This is a genomic window from Phycicoccus sp. Root101, assembly GCF_001426245.1.
GTDB lineage: Bacteria > Actinomycetota > Actinomycetes > Actinomycetales > Dermatophilaceae > Pedococcus.
Genome location: NZ_LMCM01000010.1, coordinates 133,295 through 156,170, shown reverse-complemented (window position 1 = coordinate 156,170; position 22,876 = coordinate 133,295). Strand labels below are relative to the sequence as shown.

The following is a 22,876-nucleotide window of genomic DNA, read 5'->3' as shown; positions in this document are numbered from 1 at the left end:
CCTAGGTGGTGGTGCGTCGGCGGGGCCGACACGGCATACGGGGTGTGCGGGGGTGGGCGGTCGTGCCCGGTGGAGGGGCGGTCGTGCCCGGTGGAGGGGCGGTCGGGTTCAGCGGACCCGGCGGTGGCTGCGGCGCCGTCGGAGCAGGAGGTGACGGCGCCCCCGGCGCCGCCAGAGCTCGAGACGACCCCGGCGGGTGCGGCGCACCTGCACCGCGCCCACCGGGGTGCCGAGGCGGCCGGTCTCCCCCTGCAGCAGGCCGAACGCCTCGTCGACAGCACTCAGCGCATCAACGAACGCCTCGGTGCTGCCGCCCAGGTCCGGGTGGTGCAGCCGGGCGGCGCGTCGTCGTGCTGCCCGCCACTGCTCCCGGTCCCCGGTCCCGGGTCGGTCGGGGGTCATCAGGGGACGACGTCCTCGACCGTGACGTGCACCGGGGTACCGACCTGCTCGGCCACGGCGCGGCGGACCGCGTCAGCGGTCTCCCGCACCGGTGAGCCGAACGCGATGGTCAGGTGCACCTCGGTGAGGTCGGGCTGGAGGCGGATGCCGGAGACGCGGCGACCGGGGAGGTAGGTCGCGACCTCGCCGAACATGCCGGCGTGCAGGTCGCTGACCCCCGGGACGGCGAGCACCGCGGCGGCGATGTCGTCGATCGGGTCGCGCTCGTCGGGCTGACCGCCCTCGACGCCGGTCACTGCACGCGCGGCGAGGAGTCGGCCTCGTCCGCGGACGTCGCGTCGTCCTCGAGGTAGACGTCGTGGACGGTGATGTTGACCTCGGTCACCTCGAGCCCGGTCATGCGCTCCACGGCGGCGATGACGTTGCGGCGGATCGCGCCGGCGAGGTCGGCGATGCCGACGCCGTACTGCGCGACGAGGTCGATGTCGATCGCGGCCTGCTTCTCGCCGACCTCGACCCCGACACCCTGCGACTGGTTGGTGCGGCTGCCGGGGATGCGCTCACGGAGGGCACCGACCGCGCGGGCCGCGCCGCCGCCGAGGTCGTGGACACCGGCGACCTCACGGGTCGCGATGCCGGCGATCTTCGAGACGACGACATCGGCGATGACCGTCTTGCCCTGGGAGGTGGTGAGGGCGGACTCCGTGGGCTTGGTCACAGCGGAGGAGGTCTGGGCGGTCTGGCTGTCTGCCATGGGACGTTCCTTTCGGTCGTTCGTGTCTGTCGTAGGTGTAGTCGCGGCGAGGGCCGCAAACCGCACGCCTCCTCCCCTGTGACCTGCCTCACAGCTGCCGGCCGGCTGGTCAGGGGTGGGCGTGGCTCGGACCGGGGCCGCCCGCGCCCACGATGCCGAGTGCGGTGAGCCGTGTGAGGATCGTCGACGTGGGAGACAGGGGGCGGGCCATGGCTGCGCCCTCGGACCGCACCGGCGATGCCGCTCTCGCCCGCGCCGCCGCCCTCGGCGACCGTGAGTCGTTCGAGGTGATCGTCCACCGCTACGGACCCTCGCTCTACCGGTATGCCGCCCGCACCACGGGCGACCCGGGCGACGCCCAGGACGTCGTGCAGGAGGCGTTCGTCGCCGCCTGGAAGGCGCTGGACCGTTTCGACGCCCGCTCCTCGCTCAAGACCTGGCTGTTCTCGATCGTCGCCCACAAGGTCGCCGACCGGAACCGCCGGGCCCGCGCCGTCCCCATCGACGACGCGCTGATGGACGCCATCCCGACCGGGGGTGGCGACCCGTTCGCCGAGGCGACCCACCAGGAGCTCGTCGACGCACTCGACCGCGCGCTGCGCGAGCTGCCCTATCGTCAACGCGCGTGCTGGATCCTCGTCGAGATCGAGGGGATGAGCCAAGCCGAGGTCGCCGCAGCCCAGGGGATGACCCCCGACGCCGTGCGTGGTCACCTGTTCCGAGCCCGTCGCAACCTGAGCGAGAGGATGGCAAGGTGGAGGAGATGACGCCCGAGCCCGAAGACCTCTCCCCAGGTTCCGCGATGCTCGACCGGTCCATCCGTGCGCTGCGCGAGGCGCACGACCCCGGATGGGACCAGGCCAGCCAGCGGGTGCTGGCAGCCGTGCGTGCCGCGACCCGCCGGTCCTGGCCCGTGGACGCGACCTTCCCCGTGCCGGACGGTGCCGACCGGCTCTCGATCAGCGACCAGGTCGTCATCTCGACCCTGCGCCGCGCCCTGGACTCGGTCGAGTCGTGCGCCCCCAGCCGGATCTCCCTGCTGCTCGACGGCCACGAGTGCACCGGCGCCACCGTCTCCCTCGTCGCCGCCTACGGCACCGACCTGCGCCAGGCCGCCGACGAGGCCCGCCGTGCCGTGCTGGCGGCCCTCGAGGAGGTCCTCGGACCACCGGCGTTCGAGCAACGCACGGCGTCGGTGGACATCGCCGTCGACGACGTCACGCCCGGCGACCCCCGGCTCTGACGCCGACCTGACAGGGTTGGGTCCGTGCTGACCACCAACGACGTCGCCAAGTGCGAGCGCTGGTTCGACGAGCACGGCCTGCCGTACTTCGTCGAGTCCGGCCACGAGGCCATCCAGCGGGCGCTGCGTCCGCGGGCGGTGGGGTTCTGGGCGCTGGCGCTCACCGTCCCGGCCGTCGTGATCGCGGCGGTGACGGCCGCGGTCGGCTGGTCGGCCGGCGACGTCGCCACCGCCGCCGTCTCGGTGCTGGTCGTCGGCGTGCTCGCCCGCGGGGTGCGGGTCTTCCGCGTCGGGCGGATCGGGCGCTGGGCGCTCGCACACGCCTGGGAGAACCGGTCGCTGATCGGGCCGCTCGCCACGCGGGCGCTGCCGTTCCTGCTGCTGTTCATCACCTTCCTGTTCATCAACACCGAGGTCTGGCAGGTGTCCTCGGCCCTGCCGCGTCCGCTGCTGTGGGCCAGCGTCGGGATCTTCGCCCTCCTCGCCGTGGCCTTCCTCGCGCCGTCGTTCGCCAGCGAGATCGAGCGCGTCGGGGTCGAGGTCGACGGCGAGCGCCTCGCCGACACGTGCAGGGGCACACCGGTCGCCTCGGCCGCCCGGGAGATCCTCGCCGAGCCCCACCTCGCGACCGAGGTCGCCGGTATCCGGCTCCCGCCGCTGCAGCGCCGCAACCTCATGCTCATGCTGTTCGTCGCCCAGGCGATCCAGATGCTGTCGCTGGTGCTCATCGTGTTCGCGTTCTTCGTGGTGTTCGGCTCGATCGCCATCCGTCCCAGCGTGATCCAGACCTGGGTCGGCGCGCCGCCGCACTTCACCGGCCCGTTCCACCTGATCAGCGACGAGCTGTTCTCGGTGGCGGTGTTCCTGTCCGGCTTCTCCGGCCTGTACTTCACCGTCCAGGCCGTCATCGACGAGAACTACCGTCGCGAGTTCTTCACCCGCATCGAGGACGACCTCCAGCGCGCGATCGGCGTCCGCAAGGTCTACGTCGCCCTGCGGGCCCACCTCGCCGACCGACCAGGGGCCGCATGACCTCCGCACCCCTGCCGCCACCCGGACGCGTGAGCACCACGGAGCAGCTCATGGAGCTGCTCGACGGCCTGTATGGCGCGGACGCCGACCGGACGAGCGCCGGCGCCTCCGAGTTCTGGGGACGCCTCCTGCAGCAGCCGGGCCACCTCCTGGGCACGGACCTGCCGGACGCCAACCTCGTGGCCTGGCAGGCAGCCCACCTGTTGCCGCCGTCGGCCGACCCGGGCCGCCCACCGACCGCGCTCGACGTCGGCTGCGGACTCGGCCGCAACTCCGCCTGGCTTGCGCGCCAGGGGTTCTCGGTCACCGGCATCGACGTCGCCGCGCCGGCCATGGCCGAGGCCGCGCGTCGCAGTCCGGACCCCACCTACCTGCTCCGGGACTTCATCCGGGAGGAGGTGCCGGGCGCTCCCTTCGACCTCGTCTACGACTCCGGGTGCTTCCACCACCTCGCCCCGCACCGGCGGATCTCCTACCGCGCTGCGCTGCACGCGACCCTCGCTCCGCACGGGGTGTTCGGCATCGTCACGTTCGCCGCCGGGCGGATGGGGACGACCGCGGACGACGCGATGCTCCTGCGACAGGGCGCCCTGGAGGGCGGTGTGGGCTACGACCTCGACGAGCTGGTCGACGTGTTCGAGGACCTCGACCTCGTCGCTGCCGGGCGCCAGCCGACCGCCGACGAGGTGGGCGCCCCCGTCTTCACCCAGGACTTCCTCCACGCCGCCCTGTTCCGCAGGCATCGGTGACGTCAGGGTGCGGGCGGTGACGGGGCACCACCCGCACCCTCGTCCGGGTCGCTCGAGCCATCGGCGCAGCGGGCGCGCGGAGCTGTTGGCACCGCATGCTCGAGGGGCTCCTCCTGGCGTGGGCCGCGCCATACCCTGACGGCATGGACGACCCGCGGACGCCCGCCACCGCCGAGCAACGCGTCGATGCGCTCAAGGAGCGGGTCTACGTCACCTTCACGGGACTGGCCGTCCTGCTCGCGCTCCGAGGTCGTTCCGAGGGGCTGCACGTCGGCGAGGCTGCCGCGACCCTGGCCATCACGGTCGTCGGGACCCTGCTCGCGGTGTTCGTGGCCGACCTCGTGTCCCACCTGGCCGTGCACGCCGCGTTCCCGACGCGGGCCGAGCTGGCACACATGGCCGCCGTCAGCTTCGGAGCATTCAGCGTGGTGGTGCTGCCGATGGTGTTCCTCGGCCTGGCCGCGCTCGGACGCTGGCGGCTCGAGGCGGCGCTGCGCGCATCCACGATCGCCCTGGTCGCGTCCCTCGTCGTCATCGGCTACCTCGCGGTGCGCCGGGTGCCGATGGCCTGGTGGAAGCGGCTGATCGCGCTGGGAGCCGAGTTCGCGCTCGGGCTGGCCGTCATCGGCCTGGAGCTCCTCGCGCACGGCTGACGACCGCCCCCGGACACACGAAACCCCGGCCCAACAGGACCGGGGTTTCGTCGTTCTGTCTCAACACAGAGTGCGCCCGAAGGGATTCGAACCCCTAACCTTCTGATCCGTAGTCAGATGCTCTATCCGTTGAGCTACGGGCGCGAATGTCGCCTCAGGGATCGCCCGAGGCAACGACGGGAAAGACTACCGGCTGACCCCCTCGCACACGAAATCGGTGGGCCAGGCCAGCGCCGACACCCCCGCCGACGACCGGCGCGAGAGGCCCGGCGGGGCGCGCCATACCCCGCTCGTCACCGGCTGGGGAACCCACTGACGACCCGTCCGATGCGCCCCGAGGCCCGGCGCAGCGGTCCACCCGCAGGGGACACCGAGGCGGCCGCCGGGCAAGAAATGCCACCGATTCCGGAAGGATCTTGCAAGCCTTGCAAGAAGCAAACATGCAGGTCAGGGCTACCCGCCGGTTGTGAGGCTTTTCACGAGCGATCTCCTGCGCCGGTGGTACCTGGCACCGTGACGGCGGGGCTACCTTGGCCAGATCAGAAGCGTTCACCATGTGGACTCCGGTCGACGTGGACGCATTCAACCGCGGTGATCCCGGGGGCGCTCGCGCCCGGGCGAAAGGGACGGCCGATCACGATGACGACCGAGGCGACGCAGCACACCGACCAGCGGGCGGGGGGCACCACGCACGCAGGCCTCCAGGCCTGGGTCGACGAGGTGGCCGCACTGACCACCCCCGACCACATCGAGTGGGTCACCGGCTCCGACGCCGAGTGGACCCGCCTCACCGACAAGCTCGTGGCCGCCGGGACCTTCGTCCGGCTCAACGACGAGCTCAAGCCCAACAGCTTCTACGCCGCCTCCGACCCGACCGACGTCGCCCGGGTCGAGGACCGCACCTACATCTGCTCCGTCGACGAGAAGGACGCCGGGCCCACCAACAACTGGATGGACCCGAACGAGATGAAGGACCTCATGCGCGGGCTCTACGCCGGCTGCATGAAGGGCCGGACGATGTACGTCATCCCGTTCGTCATGGGCCACCTCAACTCCGAGAACCCGATGTTCGGTGTCGAGCTCACCGACTCCGAGTACGTCGTCGCCTCGATGCGCGTCATGGCCCGCTGCGGCGTCAACGTGCTCCGTCGCATCGAGGAGCTCGGTGACGCGGCCAAGTACGTCCCCGCCCTGCACTCGGTCGGCGCCCCGCTCGAGCCGGGCCAGCAGGACGTCAAGTGGCCCTGCAACCCCGAGAAGTACATCGTGCAGTTCCCCGAGGAGCGGATGATCTGGAGCTACGGCTCCGGCTACGGCGGCAACGCCCTGCTCGGCAAGAAGTGCTACTCGCTGCGCATCGCGTCGGTCATGGCCCGCGACGAGGGCTGGCTCGCCGAGCACATGCTCATCCTCAAGCTCATCTCGCCGGAGCAGCAGGTCTACTACATCGCAGCCGCCTTCCCGAGCGCCTGCGGGAAGACCAACCTCGCGATGCTCGCGCCGACCATCCCCGGCTGGAAGGTCGAGACCCTGGGCGACGACATCGCCTGGATGCGCTTCGGTGAGGACGGCCGGCTGTATGCCGTGAACCCCGAGTTCGGGTTCTTCGGCGTCGCCCCGGGCACCAACGAGCACACCAACCCGAACGCGATGAAGACCATCAACAAGGGCAACTCGGTCTTCACCAACGTCGCGCTCAAGGACGACGGCGACATCTGGTGGGAGGGCCTGGAGAACACCCCCGACCACGCCACCAGCTGGAAGGGCGAGGACTGGACGCCCGACTCCGAGGAGCTCTCGAGCCACGCGAACAGCCGCTACTGCACCCCGATCGAGCAGTGCGACATCCTCGCCAAGGAGTACTACGACCCCAAGGGTGTCCCGATCTCGGCGATCTTCTTCGGTGGCCGCCGCAAGACCACCGTCCCGCTGGTCACCGAGGCCCGCGACTGGATCCACGGCACCTTCATGGGGGCGACGCTCTCCTCCGAGACCACTGCCGCCGCCACCGGCGCGGTGGGCGTCGTCCGCCGCGACCCGATGGCGATGCTGCCCTTCATCGGCTACAACGCCGGCGACTACTTCCAGCACTGGGTCAACCTCGGCAAGGACGCCGACTCGACCAAGCTGCCGAAGATCTTCTACGTCAACTGGTTCCGTCGCGGCGACGACGGTGACTTCCTGTGGCCCGGGTTCGGCGAGAACAGCCGCGTCCTCAAGTGGGCCATCGAGCGCATCGAGGGCAAGGCCGCGGCCGTCGAGACCCCGATCGGCCACGTGCCGACGCCGGAGTCGCTCGACACCACGGGGCTCGACATGAGCGACGCCGAGCTCGAGCAGGCGCTCGCGGTCGACGCCGACGAGTGGAAGGCCGAGATCCCGCAGATCGAGGAGTGGTTCGCCAAGTTCGGCGAGAACCTCCCGACCCAGCTGCAGGTGGAGCTCGACGGCCTCAAGGCGCGCCTCGGCGTGGAGTGACCTGAGGGCGTCCTCGCCCCGCGCTCTTCCGCTTCGGGTGCCCGGACGGTCGGAACTCCGACCGTCCGGGCACCCGAAGTCGGTTGTGGGTGAAGCACGGCATACTCGCCCGCATGGCGCACACCGGAGTGGTCTTCCCCGAGGTCGACGGCAAGCGGTCCACGTCCGCGCTGGGGCGGGCAGTCGTGGCCGACGCCCTGCGTGAGGTCGACCCTGTGGGGGCACACGCAGCCGAGCGCGAGACGAACTGGCGCCAGGGCTACCTGGTCCACTTCCGACGGATGGTCGAGGCCGGGCTGCTGCGGGACGGCGAGGCGGCAGTCGACGTCGCGCGGTCCGGGCTCGACTCGCTGCACTCCCGGATGCGCTGCGCGACGGCCCGGAGCGAGGTACCGCTGGGCGAGGCCTTCTCTGCCGCCACCGGGTCCCGGGTCCCGCTGGAGACCGCCACCGTCCGCGGGTCCGGCGAGCGCGCCACCTCGCTCACGCTGCCCATGCACGGCGAGCGCCTCGCCGGTGACGGCCTGCGGCGCCAGCTCGACCGGTGGGTCGCGGCCGGGTCGCTGGAACCCTCCGCCGCGGACAAGGTCCGCGAGGTGCTGGAGCACCCCGAGTGGCTCGACCTGTCCGGGCGGAAGGTCGTGGTGCTCGGCGCCGGTGCCGAGATGGGTCCGCTGCGCGCCCTGCTGTCCTGGGGCGCCGAGGTGGTCGGGGTCGACCTCCCCCGCCCCGACATCTGGATGCGGGTCGTCGACGTCGCCGCGGGTTCGGCCGGCACGCTGCACCTGCCCGTCGCCGGCGGGTCGTCGCCCGGCGTGGCACCGGAGACGGCCGACCTCGCCTCCGGCGCCGGGGCGGACCTCGTCCACGGACTCCCCGCGGTCGCCGACTGGCTCACCGAGCTCGAGGGCCCGCTCGTGCTGGGCAACTACGTGTATGCCGACGGCGCCACCAACGTGCGCGTGTCCTCGGCCGTCGACGCCCTCAGCGTCGAGCTGCTGCGCCGCCGGTCGGACGTCGCCCTGGCCTTCCTGGCGACCCCGACCGACGTGTTCGCCGTGCCGCGTGAGGCGGTGGAGTTCTCGACCCGGGCGTACCGGTCGCCGTCCGCGGTGACCCGAGTGCTCCGCCCGGCCCTGCGGACCGTGAGCGGGGGACGGCTGCTCCAGCGCAACTACGCCCCCGGCTCCGACCCCGGTCTCAACGACAGCCTGGTGCCGCAGCAGGGTCCGAACTACGCCCTCGCCAAGCGGCTGCAGCGGTGGCGCGCCACCGTCGCCGCCCGGGACGGCGTGACGGTCTCGCTCAACGTCGCCCCTCCGACGCGGACCCGCTCGGTCGTCAAGAACCGCGCCCTGGCCTCGGCCTACGCCGGTGCCCACCGGTTCGGCATCGAGGTGTTCGAGCCCGCCACGAGCAACACCCTCATGGCGGCCCTGCTCGTCCACGACCTGCAGACCTCCGACACGGAGGCCGGCCCGGCCCGTGCCCCCTGGCTCGCCGAGGCGGACGGCGCCGTGCACGGCGGGCTCTGGCGCACGGCATACGACCCGCGCAGCGCGCTGGGACTGGCCGTCGTCCTCGGCCTCGGCTCCGCGCGGGGCTGAACGCGAGACAGCGGTGCGCAGTGGCCGCGAGGGCCGCACCGCACCGCTGTCCGCGGATGTGGAGGGTCGGCACCGGGAGCGGGGCACCGACCCTCTCGGTCACTGCGCCTTGCGGGCCTTGACCGCCAGCACGGCGCACGGGGCGTCGAGCAGGACCTGCTGGGACGTGCTCCCGAGGAAGAGCTTGCCCACGGGCGACCGCTGTCGCATGCCGATGACGATGAGGCTGGCGTCCTCGGCCTCGGCCACGCGGAGGATCTCCTCCGCCGCGGCCAGCCCACCGGTCGCCTGGATCACCTCGTGGTCGAGCCCGGTCTGCTCCAGCTCCGACCTGATGGCGTCGATGTCCTGGGACGTCGCGAAGCTCGGCGTCGCGAAGTCACCGTTCTGCCCGGTGTTGACCACCACGAGGCGAGACCCGTGCAGGACGGCCTCGTCCTTGGCGCGCTCGAAGGCGGCGATCCCCTCCGGGCTCGGGATGTAGCCGACCACCACGGCGCCGGTCACGACGGACCCTCGAGCCGCTTGGCGCCGGTCATGATCGCCACACCCTCACCCATGTCGTGGGTCTGCGGCGTGACGACGCCGGCCCGGCCACCGAGCCGCTGGATGTGGATGCGGTCGGCGACCTCCCACACGTGCGGCATGTTGTGGCTGATGAGGATGACCGACAGACCCTTGTCACGCAGCTGCTTGACCATGTCGAGGACCATGCCCGACTCCTTGACGCCCAGGGCTGCGGTCGGCTCGTCGAGGACGACGACCTTGCTCCCGAACGCCGCCGCACGGGCGACCGCCACGGCCTGGCGCTGTCCACCCGAGAGGGTCTCGACCGCCTGGCTCATGTTCTGGATCGTCTGGATCCCGAGGTCCTGCACCGACTGACCCGCGCGGCGCTCCATGCCCTTCTTGTCGAGCATGCGCAGCACCGAGCCGAGCGGACCCTTGCGACGCTCCTCGCGGGCGAGGTAGAGGTTGCTCGCGATGTCGAGGGCCGGGATGACGGCCAGCTGCTGGTAGACCGTCTCGATGCCTGCCTCGCGGGCGTCCTGCGGCTTCTTGAAGTGCACCGGCTGGCCGTTGAGGGTGATGTCACCGGAGTCCGCGACGTACGCGCCGGTGAGGCACTTGATCAGGGTCGACTTGCCGGCACCGTTGTCGCCGATGACCGCGAGCACCTCACCGGGGTAGAGGTCCAGGTCGACCCCGTCGAGCCCGACGACGCGGCCGAAGGTGATGACCAGCTTGCGGGCCGAGAGCACCGGCTGCTTGGCGTAGATCTCCTCCTTGCCTGCCGGGACACCACCGTGGGCGACCTCGAGGGATGTAGTCGTCATGACTTGACCTTCCTGATCCACTGGTCGACGGCGACCGCGACGATGACGAGGATGCCGGTCGCGAGGACGCGCCACTGCTGGTCGACGCCCATCTGGGAGAGACCGAACTGGAGCGTCTGCACGATGAGCGCACCGATGAGCGTGCCCACCAGGCGACCCCGGCCCCCGAAGAGGCTCGTGCCGCCGATGACGACAGCCGTGATGCTGGCCAGGTTGGCGTCCGGGAACGCGTTGGGGGTCGCCGCACCGGAACGGCCGATGAGGATCCACGCCGCGAGGCCGTAGATCAGGCCGGCCACGGTGTAGACGGCCAGCAGGATCCGCTTGCTCGGCACACCGGAGAGGCGAGCCGACTCGGGGTCGTCACCCACGGCGTAGACGTAGCGACCCCAGGCGGTCTGCGACAGGACGAAGCCCATCACGGCGTAGATGAGGATCACCAGGACGATGCCCCACGTCAGCCGGAACTGTCCGATGCCGAAGCCGTCACCGAGGAAGTTGAGCAGTCCGGGCAGGTGGTCGGCCTGGATGCTCTCACCACCGGAGTAGAGCAGGGCGATCGCCGTGAAGATGCTCAGCGTGCCCAGGGTGACGATGAACGGCGGCAGGTTGATCCGCGTCACGAGGAATCCGTTGAGGGCCCCCGCAGCCGTGGCGAGCAGGACACCGATGGCCAGGGCGAGGATGCCCGGCATGCCGTCGTCCTTGGCCAGGGTCGCCATCACCATCATCGACAGCACCATGACCGCGCCGACCGACAGGTCGATGCCCGCGGTCAGGATGACGATCGTCTGACCCACCGCTAGTGCGGCGACGACGGCGGTCTGCTGGAGCAGGATGCCCATCGAGCTGGCCGTCAGGAAGGTCGGAGACCCGATGAAGAAGGCCACGAACGCCACGAACAGCAGGAAGAGCGGACTCAGCCACGGCCTGCCGTGCAGCTGGTGCTGCACGCGCTGGAGGGGGGACTGCTGCCGCCGAGCGAACTCGGCGGCAGCAGAGGTGACCTGGGTGCTCATGGTCAGTTGCCCCAGCAGATCTTGGAACCCTCGTCGGACGTGATGCTCTGGACGCCGTCAGCAGGCTTGTCCGTGACCAGCGCGACACCGGTGTCGAAGAAGTCGAGGCCGTCGGTGACCTTGGGCTTCTCGCCGCCACGGGCGATCTTGGCGATGGCCTCCATGCCGAGCGTGGCCATCTTCAGCGGGTACTGCTGGGCCGTCGCACCGATGACGCCGCTCTTGACGCTGCCGACGCCGGCGCAGCCACCGTCGACCGAGACGATGAGGGCCGTCTTGTTCGCGGCCTTGAGGGCAGCGTTGGCACCGACGGCCGTCGGCTCGTTGATCGTGTAGACGAGGTTGATGTTCGGGTTCTTCGCGAGGCACTTCTCCATCGCGGTACGGCCGCCGTCCTCGGCGCCCTGACCGGCCTCGTTGCAGACGATCGTGTAGTCGCCGCCCTTGCCACCGGTGTACTTGCCGGTCTTGGCCTCGTCGCCGTTCTTCTTGCCGTCGGCGACGTCGATGCCCATGCCCTCGAGGAAGCCCTGGTCGCGGTTGTAGTCGACCGAGACGATCTTGTCGCTGAACAGGTCGAGCAGCGCGATCACGGCGGGCTTGCCGTCGAGCTGGCTGGCGGCCCACTGGCCGTCGAGCTTGCCGGCGTTGCGGTTGTTGGTCGCGAAGGTGATGTCGACCGTGTCGGCCGGGTCGGGCGGGGTGTCGAGGGCGATCACGAAGAGCTTGGCGTCGCGCGCCTTCTTGATGGCCGAGTTGACCCCGTCGCTCATCGGGGTGATGAGGATGCCCTTGTCGCCGCGGGCGATCGCGTCCTCGATGGCCGTGATCTGGCCCTGGTCGTCACCCTCCTGCTTGCCGGAGGCGACGGTGAGCTTGACGTTGTTCTTGCCCGCGTCGGCCTTGGCGCCCTTCTGCATGGCGACGAAGAACGGGTTGGTCGAGTCCTTGGTGATGAGCGTGACGCCGACGGTGGCGTTGCCCCCACCGCTTCCACCGGCGTCGCTCGAGCTGGCCCGGTTGCAGGCCGTGAGGCCAAAGGCGGCGGAGACGGCGACGGTCACCGCGAGGCTGCGGCGCAGGGACGGGTTCTGCAGGGTGATACGAGGCATCAGGGTGCTCCCCTTCTCAGGCGGCTCCATCGCCGCGTGACAACGTTGTCAGGAGAATTTCTAGCCCCCGGTTGTGCGTTTGTCAACGGGTAATGTACAACTAGCCCCGTGATCGTGACATCGTTGTCAAAGGACGACCCCCGGCGGCCGAGGGCCACCATGCGCGAGGTTGCCGCCCTCGCCGGGGTCAGCCTGAAGACCGTGTCACGCGTGGTGAACCGCGAACCAGGGGTGTCCCCCGACGTCACGGCCCGGGTCGAACGCGCCGTGACCCAGCTCGGCTATCGACACAACCTCGCGGCGAGCAACCTGCGCCGCGGCCACGGCCGTAGCGCCATGGTCGGAGCCCTCCTCCAGGACGTCAGCAACTCGTTCTCGGCCAGCCTGCTGCGCAGCCTCGAGGACGCCGCCCGCGACCGCGACGTCGCGATCGTCGCCTCCAGCCTCGACGAGGAACCGGCACGCGAACGCTCCCTCGTCGAGGGGCTCGTCCGCCGGCGCGTCGACGGACTGCTGCTCATGCCCGCCACCGAGCGCCACGACTACCTCGCCGACGACCTGCGCAGCGGTCTGCCGATCGTCTTCGTCGACCGCCGACCCAACGGGGTCGACACGGACTCGGTCACGGTGGACAACGCGGGCGGTTCACGGATGGCCGTGGATCACCTACTCGCACATGGCCATCGGCGGATCGCCTTCCTCGGCGACCTCCCCACGATCCAGACCGCCCGGACCCGGCACGAGGGGTTCCTCGCCGCCCTCCGTGACGCCGGCGTCGAGTCCGACCCGGCCGTCGAGGCGACGTCCCTGCGCTCGCCTGACGACGCCATCGCGGCGCTGACTCTCCTTCTCGACTCGGCCAACCCCCCGACCGCAGTCTTCGCAGCGCGGAACTCGTTGGCCATCGGCGCGATTCGCGCACTGCACCACCGCGGCGTCGCCGGACAGGTCGCCCTGGTCGGGTTCGACGACTTCCCCCTCGCCGACATCGTCGACCCACCCCTCACCGTGGTGAAGCAGAATGTCGCCATGATCGGGTTCGAGGTCGCCAAGCGGCTCTTCGCCCGGATCGACGGCGACACCTCGGCCCCCCAGCACGTGGTGCTCACGCCCGAGCTGGTCGTCCGTGGCTCGGGCGAGATCCGCCCCGAGCAGTAGGACCTAGGGCCGCTCCGCGCGCAGCGCCGCCTGCTCGCGCTGGGACGCGAGCGGACGGACCGAACCGCAGATCGGCAGCGCCCCGAAGTCCTTGCGCTGCAACGCAGCCGGACGGCGTGGCCTCCGGCGAGCCGGGTATGGCGCGTGCGCGTGCGAGGCGATCGACCCCAGGACCGACCGGGTCGCCGCCACGGGGCTCATGTCGTCCTCGCGCTCGGGTCGGCCGGGGCCACACCCTGACCCGGGACCGAACCCTGACCGGGGACACCGGGCTGGCCGAGCTGGCCGAGCTGGCCGAGCTGGCTGGGGTCCTGCTGGGTCGTCCCCCCGGGGAACTGCTGCCCGGTGCCGTTCGGGTTCTGGGTGGTTCCCTGCTGCGTTCCCTGTTGGGTGCCCTGCTGCGTGCCCTGGGGTCCGAAGCCGCCGGGGCCACCCGGACCACCCGGTCCGCGGCCGCCGAACCCGCCGGGCTGGAACTGTCCCGAACCGCCCTGGGTCGAGCCGACCGGCAGGGCCGCTGCGGCACCGGCCGCGCCCATCGCCGAGATGCCGATGGCGAGAGCCGCGGCGATCGCGGTCTTGCGGCCGGACCACACCGGCGGGTTGAGGGCGGGCGCGGTGCTCGGGGCCATCGCCACCGGCGCGGACTGAGTGGGAGCGACGGCCGAGGACGCCTCGGTCGACGCAGCGGTGGGAGCAGCGGCAGCGTCGGCCGGCGGCGCTGCATACGGCATCGTCCGGGTGGTGGCCCACTCGACCGGTGCCGTGTCGGCGCTCGGGTCGTGGATGTCGGTGGGGATCGTGGGGTTCGTCATCGGACGCCTCCGGCGAGGTGGTGGTGGCTTGGTCCCACCGAGAGTCGGCGTCCGGCCTGTGGGCAGGCTGTGGGAAGCGTGTCGGGCGACTGAGCATCCGCTCCTAGCCGTGCTGCGCCTTGTGGGCCGCTCGCCACGACGTGTACTCCTGCACCCGCTCGACCTCGTCCCAGGCCTGCTTGAAGATGCGGGCCGACTCGGCCTTGACCGGGTCCTGCGGACCGCGGGGCAGCTCGGCCCGACCGTGGGCCCCGCTCTGGCCGCGGCGGTCTGCGGGGACCGGTCCGTCGTACTTGCGGCCGCCGGGGTGGTTGGCGTACCGGCGCGCCCGGGTGAACCCCATCTGCAGGAACTTGCGAGCCATGTCGGCACCCACGAGGTCACCGGCACCGAGGTAGGCGTCGAAGGCCGACCTCAGGGCGGCAGCACTCTGTGTCGCGACGTCCGGCGTGCGGAACCGCCACAACGGCAGCAGCTCGTCCTTGTACGGCTGCACGGTCAGGACCCCCTGCTCGCCGCGCCCCACCCGGTAACGCTCGGGGTGCGCCCGGATGTCGTCCCCTCTGGTCGCCACCCGCTGCAGTATCCCCGGCATCTCCTGCGAGCGCGCGCCCACCACGGTCGCAGCGAGGACCGGCACAGAGGCTTCACAGGATTCGCACAGTCTGTGCGTGGCCCGTGCCCAGCATCCGGGTGTTGTCTAGGACCATGAACACGCAGCAGTCCACCTCCGCCAAGCTCCAGCGCGTCGACGGCTCCCCCGTGCGGGTGCTCGTCGTGGACGACGAGAGCAACCTCACCGAGCTGCTGTCGATGGCCCTCCGGTACGAGGGCTGGGAGGTGCGGACCGCTTCGAACGGCGCGAACGCGGTCCGCGCCGCTCGCGAGTTCCAGCCCGACGCGGTGGCGCTCGACATGATGCTGCCCAACTTCGACGGGCTCGAGGTGCTGCGTCGGATGCGCTCGGACTCCCCCAACGTGCCCGTGCTGTTCCTCACCGCGAAGGACGCCGTCGAGGACCGTGTGGCCGGTCTGACGGCCGGCGGCGACGACTACGTCACCAAGCCGTTCAGCCTCGAGGAGGTCGTCGCCAGGTTGCGCGCGCTCATGCGCCGCACCGCCGTCGTGACCGACGAGTCGTCCTCGGTGATCGTCGTCGGCGACCTCACCATGGACGAGGACAGCCACGAGGTGACCCGTGGGGGCGAGCAGGTCGCGCTGACCGCCACCGAGTTCGAGCTGCTGCGCTACCTCATGCGCAACCCCAAGCGCGTCCTGTCCAAGGCCCAGATCCTCGACCGCGTGTGGAACTACGACTTCGGCGGCCAGGCCAACGTCGTCGAGCTCTACATCTCCTACCTGCGCAAGAAGATCGACGCCGGTCGCGAGCCCATGATCCACACCATGCGCGGCGTCGGGTACGTCCTCAAGCCCGCGTCATGAGCCCCGCAGCCGCCGTCGGCGCGGCCCGCACCCGGTTCCGACCGGCCGTGTGGTCGCTCAGCACCAAGCTCGTCGCCACGGTCGTCGGGCTGTTCCTCGCCGTCACCCTGGCGACCTCGTCGCTGACCGTGTTCCTGCTGCACAACTACCTGCAGGGTCAGCTCGACAGCGACGTGATCGCCAACGTCATGCGTGACGGCGGCCGACCCGACGGCGACCACGACAACCGCGGCCCCGGCGGTGGCGGTCCTCCCGGCGGCGGCGGTGCATTCCTCAGCCTCACCCTCCTCGACGGCGTGGCCACCGTGAACCGGGTCGCCGAGGCCGGCTCCTACGGCCAGCTCACGAGCGCCCAGATCACCCAGCTGCAGGACGCGAGCATCGGCAGCACACCCAAGACGGTCGACATCGTCGGCCTCGGCGACTACCGCGTCGTCTCGATCCGCACACCGGGTGGCGCCACGGCCGTCAGCGGCCTGCCCATGGCCGGCGTGACCGAGACCATCAACACGGTGGTCACGCTCATCATCGGCGGGACCGCGGTCGGCTTCATCGTCGTGGGGGCCGGTGGCCTCTGGCTGGTGCGTCGCAACCTCGCCCCGCTCCAGCGGGTCGCCCACACGGCCACCCAGGTCTCCCGCCTCAAGCTCGACTCCGGTGACGTGGCCCTGGCCGAGCGGGTACCCGCCGCGGACACGGACCCGCGCACCGAGGTGGGCCAGGTCGGCCTCGCGCTCAACAGCATGCTCGACAACGTCGAGGGCGCCCTCCAGTCCCGGCACGAGAGCGAGCAGCGGGTGCGTCAGTTCGTCGCCGACGCCTCGCACGAGCTGCGGACGCCGCTCGCCTCCATCCGGGGGTATGCCGAGCTGTCCCGACGCGAGCACGAGCCGGTGCCCGCGTCGGTCACCCACGCGCTGTCGCGCGTCGAGTCCGAGGCGCTGCGCATGCAGGGCCTGGTCGAGGACCTGCTCCTGCTGGCCCGGCTGGACGCCGGCCGCCCGCTCGAGCGCGAACCGGTCGACCTGTCGCTGCTGGCGATGGACGCCGTCAGCGACGCCCACGCCGCTGCTCCCGACCACCGCTGGGAGCTGGACCTGCCCGACGAACCCGTGGAGGTCTCCGGCGACCAGGCCCGGCTGCACCAGGTCGTGGCCAACCTCCTCGCCAATGCGCGCACCCACACCCCCGAGGGCACCAAGGTCGTCACCTCCGTCCGCCCCGAGGGCGAGTGGATCCGCGTGAGCGTGGCCGACGACGGTCCTGGGGTCCCGGAGCCCCTGCAGCGCAACGTGTTCCAGCGGTTCACGCGTGGTGACGACTCGCGCAACCGGGCCGCAGGCTCCACCGGCCTGGGCCTGTCCATCGTGGACGCGGTCGCCAAGTCCCACGGCGGACGCGTCGAGCTCGCCAGCGCCCCCGGCGACACGACGTTCACGGTCCTGCTCCCCGCCCACTGACGCGGCCCCCGCGGGCGAGCGGGCGCCATACGGGCTCCTCCACCACCCAGGGGTGGGAACTTGCCGCCTCCGGACGACCGGAAGCGGCGGGTTCCCACCCTTCGCCGTGCTGCCGCTGGCCGCGCGACACCTCATCACGCAGCCTCAGGGGTGGCACAGCAGCCGCACAGCGACCGGCCCGACTGTTGGAGCCATGGACACCATGACCCTCCACCGCAGCGCGGCCGACGGCGACACCGCCCTCCCCCGCGCGACCGCCCGTCAGGCGGGCCCGACCGCACCCAGCCGGATCCAGCGCCTGTGGCGCGGGAACGAGGAGGACCCGTCCTGGGCCCGCCCGGCGCTGCTGGGTCTGCTGTTCGCGACCGCCCTCTTCTACTTCTACGACCTCACCGCCAACGGCTACGCGAACTCGTTCTACTCCGCCGCCGTCCAGGCCGGCAGCAAGAGCTGGGAGGCCTTGTTCTACGGCTCCTCCGACGCCGGCAACTCGATCACCGTCGACAAGCCCCCGGCATCGCTGTGGATCATGGCGCTGTCGGTCCGCGTCTTCGGCCTCAACTCGTTCGCCATCCTCATGCCCGAGGTCCTCATGGGCGTGGGCACCGTCGGCGTCGTCCACGCCACCGTCCGCCGTCACTTCGGCGCCGCTGCCGGCCTCATCGGCGGGCTCGTCATGGCCCTGACGCCGGTGGCCGTGCTGATGTTCCGGTTCAACAACCCGGACGCCCTCCTCGTGCTGCTCATGGCGCTGGGCGCCTGGGCGACCCTCAAGTCCATCGACAAGGGCTCCCCCAAGTGGTTCGCGATCGTCGGGGTGCTCATCGGGCTCGGGTTCCTCACCAAGGCCCTGCAGGTGCTCCTCGTGGTCCCCGCCTTCGGCCTCGCCTACCTGCTCTTCGCCAACACCACGCTCCGTCGCCGCATCGTCGGCGCCCTGCTCGGCACGGCCGCGATGGTCCTGTCGGCCGGCTGGTGGGTCGCGATCGTCGAGCTGGTCCCGGCGAGCATGCGCCCGTACATCGGTGGCAGCCAGGACAACTCGTTCCTGTCGGTCACGTTCGGCTACAACGGCCTCGGTCGGATCAGCGGCAACGAGACCGGTTCCGTCGGCGGTGGCAACGGCTGGGGCACGCCGGGCCTGGCCCGCATGTTCAGCTCGAGCATCGGCGGCCAGATCTCCTGGCTCATCCCGTCGGCCTTCATCCTGCTCGCCGTCGGCCTGTTCCTTCGCGGCCGGGCCCCGCGCACCGACTCGCGCCGCGCGGCCTACGTCGTCTGGGGCGGGTGGCTCCTGGCCACGATGCTCACGTTCTCGCTGATGGCCGGCATCTTCCACGAGTACTACACCGTCGCCCTCGCCCCGGCCATCGCCGCCGTCGTCGGCATGGGTGCCGGGGAGGCCTGGGAGAACCGGGCCCGACCGATCGGCTCGATCACCCTCGCCACCGCGACCGCCGCCGCAGCAGCCTGGTCCTTCGTCCTCCTGACGCGCACGGACTGGCAGAACTGGCTGCGCATCACCGTCCTCGTCCTCGGCCTCGCGAGCGCCCTGCTCCTGCTCGTGGTCACCCAGCTGCAGCGCCGGTTCGTCCCCGTGGTCATCGCGGGTGCCCTCGTGGCAGCCCTCGCGGGCCCCGCGGCATACAGCATCCAGACGGTGGGCACCGGCCACACCGGTTCCATCGTCACCGCCGGCCCGTCCACCGGCCGCGGAGGCTTCGGTGGGGGTGTGCCGGGTGGTGGCCCGGGCGGGGGCGGCACGCCTCCGGGGATGACCCAGGGCGGGACCGGGGCAGCCGCGAACGGAGGCGCCGGCACCACCCAGGGTGGCCTGGGCACCACGCCCGGCACGGGTACCGGGACCACCGGCGCACCCCAGGGTGGGATGGGCGGCCTCCTCGACGCCAGCACGCCCACGACCGAGGTCGTCTCGGCCCTGAGCGCCGACGCCAGCTCCTACCGCTGGGTCGCGGCGGCGATCGGCTCGCAGAACGCGGCCGGGCTCCAGCTCGGCACCGGCCTCCCGGTCATGGCCATCGGCGGCTTCAACGGCAGTGACCCGTCGCCCACGCTGGCGCAGTTCCAGGCCTACGTCGCAGCCGGTGAGATCCACTACTTCGCCGCAAGCGGCGGACAGGGTGGGGGTCGAGGTGGTGCCATGGGTGGCTCCGGGAACGCGTCGGAGATCTCGACCTGGGTCGCGGCGAACTTCACCTCCGTGACCATCGGCAGCTCGACGTTCTACGACCTGACCCAGCCGCTGTCCGCGACGACGGCCACCGGTACCACCACCCAGACCACGTGAGAGGAACGACGATGAGCGACTCCACCACCCCGGCGCCCGTGCTCGACGTCGTCATCCCGGTGCACAACGAGCAGCACACGGTGGGGGCCTGCGTCCGGCGCCTGCACCAGCACCTGGTGCACACGTTCCCGTACCCCTTCCGGATCACCGTGGCGGACAACGCCAGCACCGACGCGACCGCCCTGGTCGCGTCGGGGCTGGCGGCCGAGCTGCCCGGTGTGGCCGTGGTGCGGCTCGCGGAGAAGGGTCGGGGGCGGGCCCTCAAGGCCGTCTGGCTCGCCTCGGACGCGCCGATCCTCGCCTACATGGACGTCGACCTCTCCACCGACCTCGACGCCCTGTGGCCGCTGGTCGCCCCGCTCATGTCGGGTCACTCCGACCTCGCGATCGGATCCCGCCTGGCCCGCGGCGCACGCGTCGTCCGGGGAGCCAAGCGGGAGGTGATCTCCCGCGGGTACAACCTCATCCTGCGCGGAGCGCTGGGGGCGCGGTTCACCGACGCGCAGTGCGGGTTCAAGGCGATCCGCGCCGACGTCGCGGCCGAGCTGCTGCCCCTCGTCGAGGACACCACCTGGTTCTTCGACACCGAGCTGCTCGTCCTGGCCCAGCGCAGCGGCCTGCGGATCCACGAGGTGCCGGTCGACTGGTTCGACGACCCCGACTCGCGGGTCGACGTCGTGGGCACGGCCCTGGACGACCTGCGCGGCGTGCTCCGGGTCCGGCGGTCGCTGGCCTCGGGCGCCCTGCCGGTCGGGGACATCGCGGCCCGGCTCGGCCGGGGAACACCCGGCGGGAGCACCTGGCAACAGCTCCAGCGTTTCGCCGCGGTCGGGGTCGTCAGCACGGTCATCCACCTGGGGCTGTTCGCGGCGCTGAGTGCCGGCGTCGAGTCGGCGCAGGTCGCCAACCTGGTCGCCCTCCTCATCGCCACGGTGGCCAACACCGCCCTCAACCGGCGCTGGACGTTCGGCATCCAGGGTGGTCGCGGGGCCGCCCGGCACCAGGTGCAGGGGCTGGTCATCTTCGGGATCACCTGGCTGATGACAGCCGCGGCGCTCGCGCTGCTGCACCTCGCCGTGGCCTCGCCTGCGACGACCGTGCAGACCGCGGTGGTCGCCCTGGCCACGGCCGCCTCGACGGCGGTGCGGTTCGTCGCGATGCGGTCCTGGATGTTCCGGACCCCCACGACGCTCGGCGAGGGTCGGCCCAGCGCCCCTGTGCCCCATACCGAAGCGGCAGCTTCCCACCTCTCACCCGAGGTCACGAGCCGGGTCGCCTGAGCCACGACGCCGAAGGGCCCCCTCGCGCTCAGCGCGAGGGGGCCCTTTCGTTCTGCGGAGACGGAGGGAACCGTCGCTCGTTCCTCGCTCCTCCCAAATCCCGGGTGCAGTCCAGAGAACGCACGAAGGACCCGACCAAAAGCGTGTCGGGTCCTTCGTGCGTTCTGCGGAGACGGAGGGATTTGAACCCTCGATGGGCGATAAACCCAAACCGCATTAGCAGTGCGGCGCCATAGACCGGACTAGGCGACGTCTCCACGCCCGGACGACAGGTCGACCGAGCCCGCACAGGGTATCCGGACGCCGCGCGCAGGAGCAAAGCGACCCCCCGAGCACGTCGAGGATCGAGCGGCCCGGCCGCCCCGGAGGTCAGCTGCAGATGTCCTGGTTCGCCGTGCGGGCGGCGATGGTCTGGGTGTCGGTCGGGTTGCTCTTGGCGGTCACCGAGGGCTTCGGCAGCGGCTCGGTCCCCTCGCGGTTGGGGATCTCGACGGCGTCCGGGGAGTCCAGTCCCATGCTGACCTCGAGGGTCGCTCCGAGGGTGGGGTCGGACTTGACCTTGGCGCCGGGGAAGACTGCGGCGACGGTGAGCGCCGCCGCCTTCTTCCCGGGGCCGTAGCGGACCAGCACGCCGGACGTCTTGTCACCGGTGCCGGTCAGGTAGGTCTGGACCTTGAAGCCCTGGATGGACAGGTCAGCAGCCGCCTGCTTGGCGAGGCCGGCGACGCCCGAGTCGTTGGTGACGCGCACGGAGATGTCTCCGGGGGCCACGGTCAGCGCCGCCGCGGTGGTCGTCGGCGATGACGTCGACGTCGGGCTGGACGGGACCTTCGTGCCCGGCAGGGCCTTGTCCTCGCGGATCGACTTCCAGATGGACTCGGCCGACGGGAGCCACTGAACGCGGTTGGGGTCGGGCTGGTAGACCGTCGTAGGCAGCTTGACGAACCGGATCTGGTCGGTGCCCATGGCCTGCACGCTCTGCGCGATGTCCTTCATCTCGCCGATGTCGAGCTTGGTGTCGGTCGTCATCGCCCCGGTCGCGGCGTCGAGGAAGCGGAACAGCCTGTCGGGACGCAGCAGCAGGGAGGACTTCGTGGCCTCCTGCACGACCGAGGACAGGAACGCCTGCTGGCGGTCGATCCGGCCGAGGTCGGAGCCGTCGCCGACGGTCTTGCGGACCCGGACGTACCCCAGGGCCTGCTTGCCGTTGACCTTGCTCTTGCCCGCAGGAAGGACGAGGTGGCTGTCCTTGTCGTTGATCGCGACGGGGGTGCAGACGGTGACGCCACCGAGGGCGTCGACCATCTTCTGGAACCCCCGGAAGTCGATGACGACGAAGTGGTCGATGAAGATGCCGGTGAGGCCCTCGAACGTGCGGATCGTGCACGCCGGCCCGCCGAGGGTGAAGTTCTGGTTCCACTGGCGCATGACGCCGTTCTCGACGGTGTCCTTCTTGTTCTGGCAGTCCCGCGGCGCCATCGTCATCGAGTCACGCGGGATCGACACCACGATCGCGGACTTGCGGTCGGCGGCCAGGTGGACGACGAGGTTCGTGTCCGACCGGGCGCCGGTCATGCCGTACTCCGTCTGCCCCTTCCCCAGGTTCGTGCCCTCCCGGCTGTCCGAACCCATCACCATGATGTTGACCGGCGGCAGGTTGGTGACGGCGTCCGTGGTCGCCGCCGGCTGGGGGCGGTCGCCCAGCGCGTTGGTGATGTCGACCCGGCTGATGTTGCCGTTGAGCTTCACGTAGGCGGCGATGCCGAGGACGAGGACGACGACGAGCAGGGCCGCGACACCGAACAGGGAGCGGCGCAGCCACGGGTGCCGGTGCGTCTTGCCCTGGTGCCGACGCGAACGGTCGCCGACCGGGCTGTCGTCCTGCGTGCCGCCCCCCGGGGCACTTGCATCCTGGCTGGGCGTGCCGCCCTGCGCAGAGCCGTTGGTGGGCTCGCTCACGTGGACCTCTCTGGTTCGACTGCACCGCCGTGCTGTGGCGGGGCGACGCATCGTCCCGCCGAGTGTA

23 protein-coding genes and 2 tRNA genes are annotated in these 22,876 nt (G+C 71.2%); 12 read left to right on the top strand and 13 right to left on the bottom strand.

Annotated elements, in window-relative coordinates; translation table 11 throughout:
• Positions 1–108: 108 nt before the first annotated feature.
• Genes ASC58_RS17615 through ASC58_RS17605 form a run of 3 tightly spaced genes read right to left on the bottom strand, consistent with a single transcriptional unit; the run spans position 109 to position 1,156 of the window.
• Positions 109–402 (bottom strand): hypothetical protein, encoded by a 294-nt coding sequence (locus ASC58_RS17615; protein ID WP_056915898.1) that lies wholly within the window; start codon positions 400–402, stop codon positions 109–111.
• A complete protein-coding gene (locus tag ASC58_RS17610; RefSeq protein WP_056915899.1) occupies positions 402–698 on the bottom strand; it encodes an Asp23/Gls24 family envelope stress response protein in 297 nt (98 codons plus the stop codon). The genes ASC58_RS17615 and ASC58_RS17610 overlap by 1 nt, the downstream gene beginning before the upstream one ends.
• A complete protein-coding gene (locus ASC58_RS17605) occupies positions 695–1,156 on the bottom strand; it encodes an Asp23/Gls24 family envelope stress response protein (protein WP_056915900.1) in 462 nt (153 codons plus the stop codon). Before ASC58_RS17605 ends, ASC58_RS17610 begins: the two co-directional genes overlap by 4 nt.
• A 209-nt stretch (positions 1,157–1,365) precedes the next feature.
• Between ASC58_RS17605 and ASC58_RS17600 the strand changes: the two genes are divergently transcribed.
• The 5 genes from ASC58_RS17600 (at position 1,366) to ASC58_RS17580 (ending at position 4,833) form a co-directional block, all read left to right on the top strand.
• Complete coding sequence (locus tag ASC58_RS17600; RefSeq protein WP_056917308.1) at positions 1,366–1,923, top strand: RNA polymerase sigma factor; 558 nt, start codon at positions 1,366–1,368, stop codon at positions 1,921–1,923.
• Positions 1,911–2,399: a hypothetical protein gene (locus ASC58_RS17595; RefSeq protein ID WP_056915901.1), complete on the top strand. Its 489-nt coding sequence runs from the start codon at positions 1,911–1,913 to the stop codon at positions 2,397–2,399. The genes ASC58_RS17600 and ASC58_RS17595 overlap by 13 nt, the downstream gene beginning before the upstream one ends.
• A gap of 24 nt (positions 2,400–2,423) precedes the next feature.
• Positions 2,424–3,431, top strand: coding sequence for a hypothetical protein (locus tag ASC58_RS17590; RefSeq protein WP_056920216.1), 1,008 nt, complete (start codon positions 2,424–2,426; stop codon positions 3,429–3,431).
• Positions 3,428–4,180 carry a class I SAM-dependent methyltransferase gene (locus ASC58_RS17585; protein ID WP_056920215.1) on the top strand — a complete coding sequence of 251 codons (753 nt, stop codon included), beginning with the start codon at positions 3,428–3,430 and terminating at the stop codon, positions 4,178–4,180. The genes ASC58_RS17590 and ASC58_RS17585 overlap by 4 nt, the downstream gene beginning before the upstream one ends.
• A gap of 143 nt (positions 4,181–4,323) precedes the next feature.
• On the top strand, positions 4,324–4,833 hold the full coding sequence (locus ASC58_RS17580; RefSeq protein WP_056920432.1) for a hypothetical protein: 510 nt from the start codon (positions 4,324–4,326) through the stop codon (positions 4,831–4,833).
• 71 nt (positions 4,834–4,904) lie between these two features.
• Here the strand turns inward: ASC58_RS17580 and ASC58_RS17575 are convergent.
• Positions 4,905–4,977: transfer RNA gene (locus ASC58_RS17575), tRNA-Arg, on the bottom strand.
• A gap of 495 nt (positions 4,978–5,472) precedes the next feature.
• Between ASC58_RS17575 and ASC58_RS17570 the strand changes: the two genes are divergently transcribed.
• Positions 5,473–7,311 carry a phosphoenolpyruvate carboxykinase (GTP) gene (locus tag ASC58_RS17570; protein WP_056915904.1) on the top strand — a complete coding sequence of 613 codons (1,839 nt, stop codon included), beginning with the start codon at positions 5,473–5,475 and terminating at the stop codon, positions 7,309–7,311.
• Between the two features lie 113 nt (positions 7,312–7,424).
• Complete coding sequence (locus ASC58_RS17565; protein ID WP_056920431.1) at positions 7,425–8,918, top strand: hypothetical protein; 1,494 nt, start codon at positions 7,425–7,427, stop codon at positions 8,916–8,918.
• A gap of 99 nt (positions 8,919–9,017) precedes the next feature.
• On the opposite strand, the gene ASC58_RS17560 is transcribed toward ASC58_RS17565, so the two are convergent.
• The 4 genes from ASC58_RS17560 to ASC58_RS17545 are packed head-to-tail and all read right to left on the bottom strand — an operon-like array spanning position 9,018 to position 12,386.
• Positions 9,018–9,425, bottom strand: a complete 408-nt coding sequence (locus ASC58_RS17560; RefSeq protein WP_056920214.1) for a universal stress protein — start codon at positions 9,423–9,425, stop codon at positions 9,018–9,020.
• Positions 9,422–10,255: an ATP-binding cassette domain-containing protein gene (locus tag ASC58_RS17555; protein WP_056915907.1), complete on the bottom strand. Its 834-nt coding sequence runs from the start codon at positions 10,253–10,255 to the stop codon at positions 9,422–9,424. The genes ASC58_RS17560 and ASC58_RS17555 overlap by 4 nt, the downstream gene beginning before the upstream one ends.
• Positions 10,252–11,274 (bottom strand): ABC transporter permease, encoded by a 1,023-nt coding sequence (locus ASC58_RS17550; protein ID WP_056915908.1) that lies wholly within the window; start codon positions 11,272–11,274, stop codon positions 10,252–10,254. The genes ASC58_RS17555 and ASC58_RS17550 overlap by 4 nt, the downstream gene beginning before the upstream one ends.
• A gap of 2 nt (positions 11,275–11,276) precedes the next feature.
• Complete coding sequence (locus ASC58_RS17545) at positions 11,277–12,386, bottom strand: substrate-binding domain-containing protein (RefSeq protein WP_056917310.1); 1,110 nt, start codon at positions 12,384–12,386, stop codon at positions 11,277–11,279.
• Positions 12,387–12,500: 114 nt separating this feature from the next.
• Between ASC58_RS17545 and ASC58_RS17540 the strand changes: the two genes are divergently transcribed.
• Positions 12,501–13,544: a LacI family DNA-binding transcriptional regulator gene (locus ASC58_RS17540; protein WP_235529304.1), complete on the top strand. Its 1,044-nt coding sequence runs from the start codon at positions 12,501–12,503 to the stop codon at positions 13,542–13,544.
• 3 nt (positions 13,545–13,547) lie between these two features.
• Here ASC58_RS17540 and ASC58_RS17535 read toward each other — a convergent pair whose 3' ends face one another.
• The 3 genes from ASC58_RS17535 to ASC58_RS17525 form a co-directional block, all read right to left on the bottom strand.
• On the bottom strand, positions 13,548–13,745 hold the full coding sequence (locus tag ASC58_RS17535) for a hypothetical protein (protein WP_056915910.1): 198 nt from the start codon (positions 13,743–13,745) through the stop codon (positions 13,548–13,550).
• A complete protein-coding gene (locus ASC58_RS17530) occupies positions 13,742–14,359 on the bottom strand; it encodes a hypothetical protein (RefSeq protein ID WP_056920213.1) in 618 nt (205 codons plus the stop codon). The genes ASC58_RS17535 and ASC58_RS17530 overlap by 4 nt, the downstream gene beginning before the upstream one ends.
• Before the next feature lie 103 nt (positions 14,360–14,462).
• Entirely contained in the window at positions 14,463–14,933 is a 471-nt protein-coding gene (locus tag ASC58_RS17525) for a DUF4385 domain-containing protein (protein ID WP_235529303.1), read from the bottom strand.
• A 134-nt stretch (positions 14,934–15,067) separates the two neighbouring features.
• Between ASC58_RS17525 and ASC58_RS17520 the strand changes: the two genes are divergently transcribed.
• From ASC58_RS17520 to ASC58_RS17505, 4 genes are all read left to right on the top strand, one after another.
• The gene (locus tag ASC58_RS17520) at positions 15,068–15,802 is read left to right on the top strand and encodes a response regulator transcription factor (RefSeq protein WP_056920212.1); all 735 of its coding nucleotides are present in this window, start codon (positions 15,068–15,070) and stop codon (positions 15,800–15,802) included.
• Complete coding sequence (locus ASC58_RS17515) at positions 15,799–17,262, top strand: HAMP domain-containing sensor histidine kinase (protein ID WP_056920211.1); 1,464 nt, start codon at positions 15,799–15,801, stop codon at positions 17,260–17,262. Before ASC58_RS17520 ends, ASC58_RS17515 begins: the two co-directional genes overlap by 4 nt.
• 193 nt (positions 17,263–17,455) lie before the next feature.
• Positions 17,456–19,570 carry a glycosyltransferase family 39 protein gene (locus tag ASC58_RS17510; protein WP_056920210.1) on the top strand — a complete coding sequence of 705 codons (2,115 nt, stop codon included), beginning with the start codon at positions 17,456–17,458 and terminating at the stop codon, positions 19,568–19,570.
• Positions 19,571–19,581: 11 nt separating this feature from the next.
• Entirely contained in the window at positions 19,582–20,850 is a 1,269-nt protein-coding gene (locus ASC58_RS17505) for a bifunctional glycosyltransferase family 2/GtrA family protein (RefSeq protein WP_082553427.1), read from the top strand.
• Positions 20,851–21,017: 167 nt separating this feature from the next.
• Here the strand turns inward: ASC58_RS17505 and ASC58_RS17500 are convergent.
• A tRNA-Ser gene (locus ASC58_RS17500) sits at positions 21,018–21,107 on the bottom strand.
• 112 nt (positions 21,108–21,219) lie between these two features.
• Entirely contained in the window at positions 21,220–22,809 is a 1,590-nt protein-coding gene (locus ASC58_RS17495; protein WP_056915915.1) for an LCP family protein, read from the bottom strand.
• Between the last annotated feature and the right edge of the window lie 67 nt (positions 22,810–22,876).

Coding starts and splice junctions, on each gene's coding strand:
- ASC58_RS17535 (WP_056915910.1), bottom strand. CDS start 13,745: ATGAGCCCCGTGGCGGCGACCCGGTCGGTCCTGGGGTCGATCGCCTCG.
- ASC58_RS17505 (WP_082553427.1), top strand. CDS start 19,582: ATGAGCGACTCCACCACCCCGGCGCCCGTGCTCGACGTCGTCATCCCG.
- ASC58_RS17565 (WP_056920431.1), top strand. CDS start 7,425: ATGGCGCACACCGGAGTGGTCTTCCCCGAGGTCGACGGCAAGCGGTCC.
- ASC58_RS17605 (WP_056915900.1), bottom strand. CDS start 1,156: ATGGCAGACAGCCAGACCGCCCAGACCTCCTCCGCTGTGACCAAGCCC.
- ASC58_RS17580 (WP_056920432.1), top strand. CDS start 4,324: ATGGACGACCCGCGGACGCCCGCCACCGCCGAGCAACGCGTCGATGCG.
- ASC58_RS17555 (WP_056915907.1), bottom strand. CDS start 10,255: ATGACGACTACATCCCTCGAGGTCGCCCACGGTGGTGTCCCGGCAGGC.
- ASC58_RS17520 (WP_056920212.1), top strand. CDS start 15,068: ATGAACACGCAGCAGTCCACCTCCGCCAAGCTCCAGCGCGTCGACGGC.
- ASC58_RS17530 (WP_056920213.1), bottom strand. CDS start 14,359: ATGACGAACCCCACGATCCCCACCGACATCCACGACCCGAGCGCCGAC.
- ASC58_RS17550 (WP_056915908.1), bottom strand. CDS start 11,274: ATGAGCACCCAGGTCACCTCTGCTGCCGCCGAGTTCGCTCGGCGGCAG.
- ASC58_RS17600 (WP_056917308.1), top strand. CDS start 1,366: ATGGCTGCGCCCTCGGACCGCACCGGCGATGCCGCTCTCGCCCGCGCC.
- ASC58_RS17570 (WP_056915904.1), top strand. CDS start 5,473: ATGACGACCGAGGCGACGCAGCACACCGACCAGCGGGCGGGGGGCACC.
- ASC58_RS17510 (WP_056920210.1), top strand. CDS start 17,456: ATGGACACCATGACCCTCCACCGCAGCGCGGCCGACGGCGACACCGCC.
- ASC58_RS17515 (WP_056920211.1), top strand. CDS start 15,799: ATGAGCCCCGCAGCCGCCGTCGGCGCGGCCCGCACCCGGTTCCGACCG.
- ASC58_RS17545 (WP_056917310.1), bottom strand. CDS start 12,386: ATGCCTCGTATCACCCTGCAGAACCCGTCCCTGCGCCGCAGCCTCGCG.
- ASC58_RS17585 (WP_056920215.1), top strand. CDS start 3,428: ATGACCTCCGCACCCCTGCCGCCACCCGGACGCGTGAGCACCACGGAG.
- ASC58_RS17615 (WP_056915898.1), bottom strand. CDS start 402: ATGACCCCCGACCGACCCGGGACCGGGGACCGGGAGCAGTGGCGGGCA.